Source organism: Rhizobium sp. Root482 (assembly GCF_001426565.1).
In the GTDB taxonomy this organism is placed as follows: domain Bacteria; phylum Pseudomonadota; class Alphaproteobacteria; order Rhizobiales; family Rhizobiaceae; genus Pararhizobium.
Map to the genome: position 1 here is coordinate 101,929 of NZ_LMFA01000001.1, position 13,653 is coordinate 115,581.

11 protein-coding genes are annotated in these 13,653 nt (G+C 58.3%); 7 read left to right on the forward strand and 4 right to left on the reverse strand.

Going from position 1 to position 13,653, the window contains the following annotated elements; translation table 11 throughout:
• The first annotated feature begins 49 nt into the window (after nucleotides 1-49).
• From ASD31_RS00365 to ASD31_RS25105, 7 genes are all read left to right on the forward strand, one after another.
• Entirely contained in the window at nucleotides 50-1,789 is a 1,740-nt protein-coding gene (locus tag ASD31_RS00365) for a type I secretion system permease/ATPase (RefSeq protein ID WP_056328050.1), read from the forward strand.
• Nucleotides 1,790-2,183: 394 nt separating this feature from the next.
• Nucleotides 2,184-3,804: cadherin-like domain-containing protein (locus ASD31_RS27005; RefSeq protein ID WP_413813780.1), on the forward strand; the 1,621-nt coding region annotated here is incomplete at its 3' end.
• A 38-nt stretch (nucleotides 3,805-3,842) separates the two neighbouring features.
• On the forward strand, nucleotides 3,843-4,199 hold a 357-nt coding region (locus tag ASD31_RS27010; protein ID WP_413813781.1), incomplete at its 3' end, for a calcium-binding protein.
• Between the two features lie 55 nt (nucleotides 4,200-4,254).
• Complete coding sequence (locus tag ASD31_RS27015; protein ID WP_413813782.1) at nucleotides 4,255-5,577, forward strand: calcium-binding protein; 1,323 nt, start codon at nucleotides 4,255-4,257, stop codon at nucleotides 5,575-5,577.
• A gap of 47 nt (nucleotides 5,578-5,624) precedes the next feature.
• Nucleotides 5,625-6,932 carry an HlyD family type I secretion periplasmic adaptor subunit gene (locus ASD31_RS00380; RefSeq protein ID WP_056328055.1) on the forward strand — a complete coding sequence of 436 codons (1,308 nt, stop codon included), beginning with the start codon at nucleotides 5,625-5,627 and terminating at the stop codon, nucleotides 6,930-6,932.
• Nucleotides 6,933-7,592: 660 nt separating this feature from the next.
• Entirely contained in the window at nucleotides 7,593-7,826 is a 234-nt protein-coding gene (locus ASD31_RS00385; RefSeq protein WP_056328057.1) for a hypothetical protein, read from the forward strand.
• Nucleotides 7,827-8,372: 546 nt separating this feature from the next.
• Nucleotides 8,373-8,774: a hypothetical protein gene (locus ASD31_RS25105; RefSeq protein WP_082520349.1), complete on the forward strand. Its 402-nt coding sequence runs from the start codon at nucleotides 8,373-8,375 to the stop codon at nucleotides 8,772-8,774.
• 68 nt (nucleotides 8,775-8,842) lie between these two features.
• Here ASD31_RS25105 and ASD31_RS00395 read toward each other — a convergent pair whose 3' ends face one another.
• From ASD31_RS00395 to ASD31_RS00410, 4 genes are all read right to left on the reverse strand, one after another.
• Nucleotides 8,843-9,100, reverse strand: coding sequence for a curli assembly protein CsgF (locus ASD31_RS00395; protein WP_056328060.1), 258 nt, complete (start codon nucleotides 9,098-9,100; stop codon nucleotides 8,843-8,845).
• Between the two features lie 93 nt (nucleotides 9,101-9,193).
• On the reverse strand, nucleotides 9,194-9,661 hold the full coding sequence (locus ASD31_RS00400) for a hypothetical protein (protein WP_156392447.1): 468 nt from the start codon (nucleotides 9,659-9,661) through the stop codon (nucleotides 9,194-9,196).
• Nucleotides 9,662-9,858: 197 nt separating this feature from the next.
• Nucleotides 9,859-10,179 (reverse strand): curli-like amyloid fiber formation chaperone CsgH, encoded by a 321-nt coding sequence (csgH, locus tag ASD31_RS00405; RefSeq protein WP_156392448.1) that lies wholly within the window; start codon nucleotides 10,177-10,179, stop codon nucleotides 9,859-9,861.
• A gap of 129 nt (nucleotides 10,180-10,308) precedes the next feature.
• Entirely contained in the window at nucleotides 10,309-13,551 is a 3,243-nt protein-coding gene (locus ASD31_RS00410; protein ID WP_156392449.1) for a beta strand repeat-containing protein, read from the reverse strand.
• Nucleotides 13,552-13,653 lie beyond the last annotated feature (102 nt).

A 13,653-nucleotide genomic window follows, 5' to 3' on the forward strand; every position in this document is an offset into this window, starting at 1 on the left:
GCCGCGCAGGCGGCCGGAGCAACGCAAAATATAATGTGAGGGGAACGTCATGACGAGCAATAATCCGAAAGCCAATTATGGGCTCGAGAAGGTCCGCGGGATCTTTGCCTATCTCTTCGGGCTTTCCGGCATCATCAATATCCTGGCGCTTACCGGCGCCATCTACATGCTGCAGATCTACGACCGGGCGCTGACCAGCGGAAGCGTATCGACGCTCGTTGCGCTATCGGCTCTGGCGATCGGGCTCTATCTGTTTCAAGGCATCTTCGACATCATACGTTCACAAATTCTCATCCGCCTCGGCGCCCGCCTCGACCATCAGCTGGCGCCTCTTGCGCACACCGTGGCAATCGAGATGCCTCGCTATGGCTATTCTACCTCGGAGGCCATGGAACGTGGCCGGGACGTTGATACGCTGCGGGGCTTCCTCTCGAGCCCTGGACCCATCGCTCTCTTCGATCTGCCCTGGATGCCGATCTATCTCGCTTTCGTCTGGCTGCTTCATCCCATGCTGGGGTTGCTGACGGTCGCAGGCGCGATCGTGCTGGCGCTCATCACCTTGGTAGCCGAACTGATGACAAGGCGCAGCGCGCAGACAATGATCAAGGCATCGGTGACCCGCAACTCCGTTGCCGATTCCAATGCCCGCAACGCCGATATCCTTCATGCGATGGGCATTACAGGCCGGGCTGTCGAGCGCTTCGATATCGCCAACCGCCAGCATCTGGAAAGCCAGACCCGGACCTCGGATATCAGTGCGACGCTTTCAGGTCTGTCGAAAGTGCTGCGGATGATGCTGCAGTCGGCCATTCTCGGGCTGGGCGCGTACCTGGCCATCAAGGGCGATCTTTCTCCTGGCGCAATCATTGCGTCTTCGATCGTCACGGCACGTGCGCTGGCGCCGGTCGACCAGGTGATTGGAAACTGGAAAGGGGTTGTCAGTGCCCGACGCAGCCATCGCCGCCTTGCCGAGACACTGGGTGTGATGAAGGACAAATCCGGGCTGGTCGAACTGCCGGTACCGAGCCACAGCCTGGTTGTCGACAATATCACCACCGTTGCCCCTGCCACCGGAGCCGTCCTCTTGAGCGAGGCGAGCTTCCAACTGAATGCAGGTCAGGCACTTGGCCTCATCGGGCCCTCGGGGGGTGGCAAGACGACGATGGCTCGCTCCATCCTCGGCATTTGGCCGCTCCTGCGCGGATCGATACGGATCGACGGCGCCGACCTCAGCCAGTGGAACGAGAATTTCTTCACCAGCCACGTGGGGTACCTGCCGCAGGATGTTGCGCTGATGGAGGGCACCATTGCCGATAACATATCACGGTTCGCGAAGGTTCCGGATGCCCGCCCGATCATCAACGCGGCAAGGGCCGCCGGAATTCATGAGATGGTGGTGCATTTGCGCGACGGATACCAGACGGCACTGGGCCCCCACGGGACTGCACTTTCGGCAGGCCAGCGCCAGCGCATCGGGCTTGCAAGAGCCCTTTATGGAGATCCCTTCCTTGTGGTTCTCGACGAGCCGAACTCCAATCTCGACGCCGAAGGCGAAGAAGCGCTAACCAAGGCGATCATCTCCGTAAAACAGCGCGGCGGGATCGTGGTCATCGTCGCTCACCGTCCAAGCGCCATGCAAGCGGTCGATATGGTGGGCGTGGTGCAGGCGGGCAGACTTGTTGCCTTTGGCCCCAAAGACGAGATCCTCCAACCCAACAAGGCTCGACCGGTGGTTGTCGAGCGCAGTTTGCCCTCGGACCGGCCGGCGCGGTCATTCGCCAGCGAATAGGAGGTGAGGAGCCATGGAAGAGAAACTCATTCTTGGTCTCCCGAATGACGGCATGGCCAATATCGCGCCCGCCAACGCTTTCCGCCTGAGTGAAAAGGGGCAGCGCGGCAGGGTAAAATATGGGTTGATCCCGGCGCTGATGATTGGGGCCATTGGTGCCGAACTTGCAGAATCCGACGAACCCGACAACCTTCAGCGATTCCGGCCAGATGATGACGGGACCGCAGACGGCAATCGGCTTCCGGATCAAAATCTGCAGAAAATCGAGGAAATCGCAAATTTTCTTCGCCAGTTGTCGGAAGAGACGACAGGGCAGCCGGCGGGGCCGAGTGGTAGCATCGCATCAGTCAGAGTTCACTATGCCGGAAGCGAACCCTACTCGTCCTCGAACCACATGGAACGGCTTTTCCGCGCCTTTAACGACAATGATGGAAGAATAGCCGGAGGAGAGGACAGTTTCCATTTTCCAGCTGGACCGTCCACCGGCTCCGGGGGCGACGATCCGCGCGGTCCCGATAAAAATCCAACACGCCCTACGACACCGACGTCACCAGACGTGGATGAGGACGACGGGACCAATCCGCCCCCCGATGACGGAGAGGACGATGAGGACGACGGGACCGATGGCGGTTCCGGCGACAATGACAATGAACGGAGCAATCGCCTGCCGGTTTCCGCCGGCCGATCGGCTCTTCCCCACACCATGATGAACATGTCCGCCCTGGTCTTCATTGGAGATCTTCTCCGGCTTATACGCGACGCCGATGGCGATCCCCTGTCCATTCAGAATCTTCGCGCGTCGCAGGGCGAGGTCGAGGCCTATGGACCCGGGCGGTGGCTCTACACGCCCGAGCGGGGTGCACTGGGCGAGATTACCTTCAGCTACGAGGTGAGCGACGGTTATGGGGCGATTACCGTCCAGGCGACGATGAGCATCGTCACGCCTCCCGCCCGCGAGATCGCTGGGACCGACGGCGACGACCGCCTGATCGGTACGCCGTTCGAGGACATGATCGACGGGCAAGGCGGCAATGACGTCATCTATGGACGGGAAAGCGACGATATCATCGTCGGCGGCGAGGGCGACGATACCCTGCTTGGTGGTGACGGCGACGACATCCTTCATGGCAATACCGGACGCGACATCATCTTCGGTGGCGCCGGAGACGACATTCTCTTCGGTGAAGAGGGGAACGATGATCTGTATGGCGAGGAAGGCAGCGACAGCCTGATGGGCGGTGCGGGCGACGACCGTGTGATGGGCGGCACTGGCAATGACCGGCTGTTTGGCGACGAGGGCGAAGATGTCCTCGACGGCGAGGCTGGCAACGATCTTCTCGAAGGCGGCTCTGGCGATGACGAGCTTGCCGGTGGCAGCGGAGATGATCTGGTCCTTGGGGACGCTGGCAATGACGTTCTTCACCTGGGACTTGCCGGTGAAGAGGCTCGCCATGACCATTCCGCGGCAACGGACGGCAACGACATCTATTCCGGCGGCGAGGGCGTCGATACGCTCGATGCCAGCGGCGTGGGCGCAGCGGTCGATATCGACCTCAAAACCGGCACGGCGAGCGGAGACAGGATCGGCACCGACACGATCGAAGGTATTGAGAACGTCGTTGGCACGGCCCATGACGACACCGTCATTGGTGACGACGGCGACAACCGCATTGATGCAGGCGCCGGCAACGATCATCTGGCGGGTGGCGATGGCGATGACGTGATCCACGGTGAAGAGGGTGACGATGTGGTTGTTCTCGTCGCTTCCGCCGCTGGTGATGACGGCGATGATTTTTATTCCGGAGGGGACGGGGTCGATACTCTCGATGCCAGCGGCGTGGGCGCTGCTGTCGATATTGACCTCACAACCGGCACGGCGAGCGGGGACACGATCGGCTCCGATGAGGTCGCGAGTATTGAGAACGTCGTTGGCACGGCCCATGACGACACCATCATTGGTGACGACGGCGACAACCGCATTGATGCAGGCGCCGGTGATGATCTCCTTTCGGGTGNTGAGAACGTCGTTGGCACGGCCCATGACGACACCATCATTGGTGACGACGGCGACAACCGCATTGATGCAGGCGCCGGTGATGATCTCCTTTCGGGTGCCGACGGTGATGACGTGATTCACGGCGAAGAGGGGGATGACGTCATTGTTCTCGTCGCTTCCGCCGCATGTGATGACGGTGATGATATCTATTCCGGGGGGCAGGGCGTCGATACTCTCGATGCCAGCGGCGTGGGGGCTGCTGTCGATATCGACCTCACAACCGGCACGGCGAGCGGAGACACGATCGGCTCCGACGAGGTCGCGAGTATTGAGAACGTCGTTGGCACGGCCCATGACGACACCATCATTGGTGACGACGGCGACAACCGCATTGATGCAGGCGCCGGTGATGATNGTCGTTGGCACGGCCCATGACGACACCATCATTGGTGACGACGGCGACAACCGCATTGATGCAGGCGCCGGTGATGATCTCCTTTCGGGTGGCGACGGTGATGACGTGGTTCACGGCGAAGAGGGTGATGACGTCATTGTTCTCGTCGCTTCCGCCGCATGTGATGACGGCGATGATATCTATTCCGGGGGGCAGGGCGTGGATACGCTCGATGCCAGCGGCGTGGGCGCTGCTGTCGATATTGACCTCACAACCGGCACGGCGAGCGGAGACACGATCGGCTCCGACGAGGTCGCGAGTATTGAGAACGTCGTTGGCACGGCCCATGACGACACCATCATTGGTGACGACGGCGACAACCGCATTGATGCAGGCGCCGGTGATGATCTCCTTTCGGGTGGCGACGGCGATGACGTGATCTGCGGCGACGACGGTGATGACGTGATCGTCGTCTTTGCGTCCACTTCGAACGACGATGCTGATGATGATGGCGACGACATCTATGACGGTGGAGACGGCATCGATACCATCGATCTCACGGCGCTTGTCGAGGCCGTCATTGCCGACATGCAAGAACAATATGTTGAGGGCGCGGAAATCGGCCGCGACACAATTACTGATTTCGAGATCATTCGCGGAGGCCGCGGAAGTGACAGGCTGAATGGTAGTAGTGGCAGCGATATCCTGCACGGCGGAGCTGGTGATGACAGGCTGAAGGGGCGAGACGGCGACGATATCCTCGTCGGCGGCGATGGGAATGACGAGGTCGAAGGAAATGACGGCGACGACGCCTTCCTTGTCTTTGCCCGGGCGGCCCCTGGCCCTGCCTCTGATGGAAATGACAGCTTCAACGGGGGTGTTGGTGTCGACGTCTATGATGCCTCTGCTACAAAGCTCGGCGTGACCATCGACCTGATTGTTGGCCGTGTCACCGGCAGCGAGACCGATACGGACACTCTGACCAGCGTGGAGGCTGCGGTCGGTGGCAGTGGCAATGACACCCTCATTGATGGAGCAGGCGTCACGATCATGACAGGAGGCGCCGGGAACGATATCTTCGTTTTCGGTATCGGTTCTTTAGCAGGGGATCATCGCGACGAGATCCGCGACTTTGGAACCGGAGACCGTGTTGATCTCTCGACATTCGAGGGGCTCGTCTTCGCCGGCCTGGGAGCCGAAGACACGCCCCGGGCTGGACGCATCACCTTCCATTTCCAGCAGCTGGAAGACCGGGAGCACACCGTGGTGCGGGCGATCGTCGATCTCGAACATGATGACGAGATCGAGATCCTGCTTCATGGCCGTTACCATTTGACGGAGCAGGATTTCATGCTGGCGGCACTGGAAGTGGCGGCTCAGGAAAGCGGCCAGGTCTAAGCAGTTGAACGCTCCGGACTGGAGCAAAAAAATGTGGGAGACTTCACATGAACGAGACAATCGAAACAGCCGGCTCGGGCGAAAAAAGCAGCTCCCATCAGTTCGGCATTTCCTCAAGGATTGTCATGTCAGCCGTGCTGGCCGGATTCCTGATTGTCGGCGTCGGCGGATGGGCGGCACAGGCAAAATTGTCCGGGGCCGTGATCGCCTCTGGATATGTGGTCGTGCCCGAACAGGTAAAGACCATACAGCATCGGGACGGCGGCATCGTTTCGGAAATCCTCGTTGCCAATGGCGATGCCGTCAAGCAAGGAGAAATCCTGTTGCGGCTCGACGATACCCAGACCCGGGTAGAGCTGACCATCATCGAGACCCAACTGCAGCAGATGAATGCAATGCAGGCGCGTTTGCGCGCCGAACGCGATGACTTGGCCTCTATTGATTTCGATATGAAGGATGTGCCCGCATCGATTATCGCCGGTGAAACGAAGCTGTTCCAGGAAAACCGCCGAATGCTGGCAAGTCAAAAGGAGCAGCTGCTGCTACAGGCCGATCAGCTGGGCGAGCAGACGCATGGTTTCCTGGCGCAAAGCAAGGCGAATGATCGAGAAGCTGCAATCATCGATCAGGAACTGGATAAACTCGATCGGCTGCTCGCCAAGGGCCTGATTCCGATCGCCCAGCAGCGTGATATTTTGCGTCAGAAAGCGCGCGTTGAAGGGACGCGTGGGGAATTGGCAGCCAAGAATGCCGAAGTCCTCGGACGCATTAGCGAACTCAAGGTAAAGCTCCTGTCAATCGACCAGGAGGCGCGCAAGGAAGCGCAGTCCACCATCCTTGAACTGGATGCCAAGCTCGCCGAGTTGCGCGAGCGTGCAGTTGCCGCCACCGATCGACTGACCCGTATGGACGTAAGGGCTCCGGTCGATGGATACGTCTATGACCTGCAGATCCATACTCTGGGTGGGATCATGGCGTCTGGCGCGACGGTCATGTCGATCGTCCCACACAGCGATGACCTTCAGGTGGAGGTTCACATTCCACCAATCGACATCGACAGGGTGGCCGTCGGGCAAACCGCAAGGCTGCGGTTTACGGCATTCAATCAAAGGACCACTCCAGAGCTACAAGGCGATGTCGCGATCATCGCAGCAGCAACCTCGACGGATCGTACAACCAGCTTGCCTTACTATCTGGCGTCCATCAACTTGCCCGCCGGACAACCGTTTAAGAACAACACACTGATGCCCGGTATGCCTGTAGAGGTCTTCATCCAAACAGATGAAAGGACAGCGCTATCCTTTCTCACCAAGCCGTTCACGGATCAGATGATGAAGGCCTTCCGCGAGGAATAGAGGTGAGACGCGTTTCGCGTGGTTTCCGGCAGTGACCGGGCTGTCACGGAAGCAAAGATCATCTGGCCGCTTTGACGTCGGTTGCCGTCGCTGGCGCTTTTATGCCAACTGCACGGATCGTCGTCGAAGCTCGGCCGGACCCGTTATCAGCGAATTGCCGGAGCGCGTCGTTCGTTGGAGGGGGGGTTATCTATGATGTGAGCCTATCTCCGGATGCCTGGTAGCAAGTTGGCCGATCAATGGGGGGCGATCCGGCAGAGAGGCAATCCAGCAATCATGGGCTGGGCACGATTTTTCGAACGCGCATAGTCAGCATTGCGATGAGGACGGCAGGCCAGAAGATACAGGCGACAAGTCCAAATATCCGTGCCATTCTCCATCCATCACGCGCCCGGTGCCCTTCGACGAAAGTGGCTGTCAGGAACCCAAAGGCAGTGGAGACGTAAATAACTTCGAGGAAATAAAAAGGCGTCATGTGGCACCTGGATTAAACATCTTGGATGAACTGTACATCTCACCCAGCTCCCATAATGGCACAAACATATTCGATTAGGCTGGAAACAGAATATTAAGGTTATTTTCCAGCACTGGTGTCGGCAAGGCGCCGATCGGGTGGCCCGAGAAACAGGAAAGTCTTGCTCACGATACAGCGGTGAAACCATGGACGCGCATTATGCATGGACGATCACGGCCGTCGGCCGCCAAGCCATCCGGAAGGTCACGACAGCCGAGGAACTGGAAGATATGATGCGCATCCTGAAACTGCCTCGCGTTGCGCTGGCCCAATTCGTGGCCCTTGCAGTCGACGTGTTCGAGCACGGCACGTACACACACAATGAAGGCGGGAACGATGAATGGTCGCTGCGCTGGATGAAGATCGACGGCCCGGGTTAACCGCGGTTCCGTCGAGCTACCGCCCCGATAATTACCACCGTTTATTCGCTCAAGATTTTTAGCGCCTCGTTTGCTTCGGCGCGTATCGACCCAAGCAATCATAAGATGGACTTGCTTCGCGGTCAGTACGAAGACGCGATTTTTTTCAAGGAGCCAACGCGCTGCGCTGGCGCTCCTGTTCCCGTCTGGTCTCGCACGCGCGAACAGGCCCCGGCTGCGGCTACGTTCGTGGTCGCGCGATGTTCACATTGGATCGCAGCCTCGATTGACGCCGTCGACGAAATGATCTGCCAGCCGGCACTATCAATACGACCTTAAAGACCCCAATCATCACGACGTGGGTAGAATTCCCATGGCCGTAAGGTGCGGAAGCCGAACTACAAGAAGGCAGCACATAATCCTGCCTGAACAATTGTGGTTTCTTACTTGTTAACAGAAACAGAAAAATCCGGCCTACTCTTTACTTGAATTCCTTACTATGTGTCTTGCCACCTTTATTAATCCGCCCCAGTTATGTTTTGAATATCGAAACGGGGACTGAAGAAAATGACAAGAACAACACATTTTATTATTGCTTGCGGCATCGCCTTCCTTTCTTGCACCTCGGCCAAAGCAGGCCCAGCATTCACCTCGCCGGCTTTCGTCCAGCAGGCGTCGGGATCGGGCTATGCGCGTATGGATATGTCGTCAATAATGAAACCGGTCATGGACCTGGTTTCCAATGCGTCAAGTGTCAATGCCTCCGGGCTGGCGAACAACCTCGTCTTCGTCAATCAGACTGGAGACTTCAACACGGCAACAATCGAGCAGACTGGAGCCCGCAATGTCGGCTTCATTCAGCAAATTGGATATAACAACGCTGCTTCGGTTACCCAGTCGGGCGTTGGTCACCAGGCGCTTGTTTTCCAACAGGGACGCAACAACACGGCGTTCATCCGCCAACGGTAAAGTCCATAACGGAAAGAGGCCGCGTGAGCGACCTGCATCCGCACTGATTGGTTCAGTTCTGCCTCTGTTCAATTGTCAGGGAGCGTATCGGGGTCGGCAGGCGGCTGCTCTACACCCCCGAAATCAGGAAAATCGATGGAAAAACCTGGGCTCGAGCTAGCGCCTTCACCCTGGGCGCTCGCCTGCGAGAGAAGCCAGTTGCCATTCAGAGGGTCGCCACCAAAGCTTGGATTCGTGGCACGATAAACCAACTGCGAGCACAAAGCGGGGCTCGCGACACCGACGGACAACAATCCGGCAATCAGAATGATTTTTTTCTTGGTCATGAATTTTTCCTCGGAGCATCTAACAGGTTTTGTGCGTAGCATACGGTGTCGCTGACGCTATATTTCTTTATCGATCAAGGCAATTAATCAGATCTATCTCGGCTTGTTTATAACATACATCCTGCCGGGAACGACAACAACGACCTTGTTATCAAGCCCGCGTAACCCGCTCGGCATCATGTAGCGGCCACTTTGCGGCGTCTGATAGGCAAGCACCGTTGAATTCTGCGAGTCTCGAACATCCAGGGCGCCGGCCAGATTGTCGCCGTTTTGCACGTAGGCGACATGGTTATTGTCACCGGACACGCCGATGAGCTGGAAATTATTATCGCCGCGGCTTGCCTGCAGGACGGTGTTGTTGGTGCCACCCTGGACAAGAAGGAGAGCCGAACTGTTTCCAGTTATCGACTGAACAGCGCGGTTGTTTGTACCGGCTTGCTGGACGATGGCGAGGCTGCCCTGGCCGTCAATTGCGGAATTGGCCTGATTACCAACGCCAAGCTGAATGATCGAGGTCGTCGAGCCAGCGTCGCCGCCGAGGAACGGCTGGATCGGTTCCATCAGCGATTGGACCGCGGCCGGTGAAGTCTCGTAGTCCCTGACCAAAAGGTCTTCAGCCTTGGCGGCCGCGGAAAAGACAACGCTCGTTGCCAGAAGCAGTGCTGCGATGTGCTTAGAATATTTGCGCGCCGACCGTCTCATGATGTTTCCCTCTGTTCTGTTCTCAAGCGTGCTGTTCAGATGTCTGCCCCCGGATCTCACAGGACGACGGTCTCGCGCATATCGCAAACGGTCTTTCCCCGATCGTCCTTGACGTCCATAGCCATTAGAAGACTGGACCCGCGATCAATCCAGATGTGCGACTGCGGCGCATGACCGGCCTTGAATGCGTTCTCTTGATGCGTGGTATTCGACCCGGCGCTCGACCGGTTGGTGACCTCGACAGTGATGACACCGTCAAAGGCTTGCGCGAATTCGACGAAGGGCGTCAGCTTCAGCATCTTGCCGTGGCTGATATGGATGCCGCAACGGGCCACGCGAGCGTCGCTTATCGTTGCATCCATTGTTGTGTTGCTCATCGAAGTTGCACCCGCTGTCTGCGTGATTGCCGACAAAGCCGCCGACAGAGCGATGAAGGTTGTGCGAAACGAAGCCATCACCTTTTCCTTAAAGGGTGGAGCGCCCTGCGGGCGCTCCACTGTCTTGACTTAGTGCTGGGTAACGAAGGCGACGTTTGCCCTGCCCGCCTGAACGACCAGCGAGTTGTGGCCGCTGCCGGTCTGGCTTACGAACGCTTGGTTACGTTCGGCGTTGCCGGTGCCCGAGCCGTACTGGAAGACGGCCGAGCTGTTGTCGCTTCCAACCTGGGAAATCCAGGCGTTGGAGTAGGCGCCGGCCTGGGCAACGGCCGAGCTGTTGCCACCGGCACCCGACTGATCGACCAGCACGATCGAGTGATCGGCCGACTGCAGGATGAGCGACTGGTTGCCTGAAGTGTTCGACTGGCCCACGATGGCAAGGTTGCTGTTTCCATCCTGGATTGTCAGCGAAGTATTTCCGAGGCTGGCGATCTGGGTGGTGGTGGCAACATTATTATCACCGCTCTGGATTGTCGCGGTGGCGGAGAGAACTGCTCCGGTCTGGGTATTGATAGACTTGTTGCCATCGCCGTTCTGAACGTTCACCGCAATTGCGCCGATCGTTCCTGTCTGCGAATTCATGGCGAAGTTGCCGTCACCGATCTGGACAGTTGCAGCGAGAGAGCCCGCAGCCACCGTCTGGAAGTTGAAGGCACCGTTGTCGTCACCAACTTGTACGATTCCGGCTGCGGAAGCGATCGTTGGAACGTTGAGTTCACCGAGCGGGTTGGTGAAGGGGACGTTCGTTGTGGTTTCGTCTTGGTCCTGGGTATGCGTCATGTCCTTGATAAGACCGTACTGTTTAACGACGGTGGTATCGATACCATACGTCGTTGTCGTGAGGGTCGCAGTTCCGGACGCAGGAGCAATAAGTTTCCCGACTTGGACGTTTGCAGCCGCGTTGTCCGATCCAATTTGGGCGATGATAGCAACTGAATCTTCAGCCGGAGCCGCCCCCGAGCCTGCCAGAATGGTCGGACCGCCAGAAATGCCAAATTTAAACGGCCCCTGAAGGTTTGGAAGGAAGCCGGAAACTCCCAATACTTTGCTGGTCGTCGTCAAATCGAACGCCGGGAGAACTTGATAACTTACAGTCTGCGTCTCACCTTGGGTGTTGAACGCCGTGTTGCGGTCACCGGCCTGTAGAATACCGGCCGTCACGTTCGAGCTGCTCGCCTGCTGGACGTTCCCAGCGACATTGCCGGTACCGAACTGACCAATGAGCGCGTTTGAGTTGTCGACGCCGGTCTGCAGGTTGGAGGCGAGGTTATCGACGCCGCCCTGGATGATCAGCGCAGAAGTCGGATCGACATTGTGCTGGACGTTGGCCGCTTCATTGCCGTTGCCAAACTGGACGATACCAACCGTGCCATCGACCGACTTGGTCTGGGCGTTGGTGGCAAGGTTTTCCGACCCAAACTGGGCGATGGTGGCGGACGAGGTCGAGGAATTGTCCCCCTGGCCGTTAACCGCCGAGTTGTTCGCGCCGCCCTGGAGGATCGCCGCGTTGAGCGAGGTACCGCCCGCCTGGGCATTGGTGGCCGTGTTATAGAGACCCACCTGAGCGATGTCGGCGTCGTTGCCGCTACCCTCGAACTGACCGTTGGTCGCCGTGTTGCCGGCGCCGAGCTGGATGACGCCGGCGTTGTTCGCCGAACCGTTCACTTGCGCGTTGGTGGCTTCGTTGTCGTATCCACCCTGCATGATGGCGGCAGAGTTACCTTCGCCGTTCAGCTGGCCGTTGGTTGCGGTGTTCAGAGCACCAAGCTGGATGATGCCGGCAGTGTTCAGCGAACCATCAGTTTGCGCATTGGTGGCGTTGTTCTCGACGCCGACCTGAGCGATGCCGGAGCTGTTCCCAATGCCGCCGACCTGTGCGCTGACAGCTTCGTTCTCGACGCCTGCCTGGGCAATGCCTGCGACATTCGACGCGCCACCAGACTGGACCGTCGTCGCGACGTTGGCGACGCCACCCTGTGCTGTTCCGGAAACATTGGCCGTTCCGCCGTCCTGCAGCGTGTTGGAAACGTTCTCGACGCCAAGTTGCACGGTGCCGGCAGTATTGTTCGCGCCCGCGAGCTGGACGTTTGCCGCAACATTGCTTAGGCCAGCTTGTACAATCCCGGCGTTGTTTTTGCCTCCTTCGATCTGAGCAAGCTGCGAGTTGCCGGCGCGGTTGGATTTGCCGATCTGGACGATCGTCGCCAAAGCGCCGGTCTCGTTGGCGAGATTCGATGCTCCGATTTGCGCATTCGCCGCAACGTTGTCAGCACCGAACTGGCCAATTTCGGCGCTATCCCCGAAGCCATCGCGCGACGTGTTTGCCGCAGTGTTGCCATTGCCGAGCTGGACGATACCGGCCGTGTTGCCGGTACCGTCGCGACCGGCATTGGATGCCTTATTGTCAGCGCCGAATTGTCCGATGGTCGCCTCATGAGCAGTTCCGCCAACGTAGAGATTGGCAGCAACGTTGTCGTCACCACTCTGAAGGACGCCAACCGCACTGCGGGTGCTTGAATCCTGCGAGTTGATCGCGGCGTTGTCCGACCCCAGCTGTACGATGCTGGCTTCGTTGTCCTGCCCGATAGCATATTGGCCAATCAGAGCCGCAGTATCGTAGGCATCGACGACCTGAGAGTTGAAGGCTGCATTTCCGTCGCCGATCTGGAGGATCGCCGCTTCCGAAGCGAGTTGCGACACTTGCGTATTCACAGCACTGTTGCCGTTTCCAAGCTGCAGGGCACCAGCGAAGGCGCCATTGGTCAGCTGGTTTTCACCTTCTCGTTGATCGTTGAACGCAAAGTTGCCGACGACAGTATCATCCGGATTGATCTGGACGATACCTGCGTCATTGCTGCCGCCGCTTTGGACGGTGCGACCGAGGTTGGCGTAGCCGCCCTGGAAGATCGTGCCGCGATTGTTGCCGGTCTGCAGGAAGGTGTCGATCACATTGCTCTTGCCGAACTGAGCGAGACCGGCTGTGTTTTCACCGCTTTGAAGGAAGGCATTGCCGATGAAATTGTCATTGCCGAGCTGCATCACGCCGAGGGTGTTGGCGCCCTGCTGGGCGTCTGCGGGCACGCCGCCCAGGGTAGGTATGAAAACATTGCGGTTGCCGTGTTGATAGATGAAGCCGCTGTTGGCGCCTTCAAGTCCACCGATGCCAGCCTGCGACAAATAGGCGAAGTTGCTGTCGTTCATCTGGCTGATGAACGCGTTGTTGGCCTCAACTTCTTGAGCTTGCACCGCGCTGCTAAGAGCAAAGAGTGCAACGCCCGACAAAAGTATTGTTCGTTTTACAGAATTTCTCACCTGTGTTCCCCTATGAATGAGCAGCGGATAGACGCGCTGTGATAATTAAACTTAACAATCTGCTACTATCACCCACAGACGTGCCGATGCAACACAGCGGGA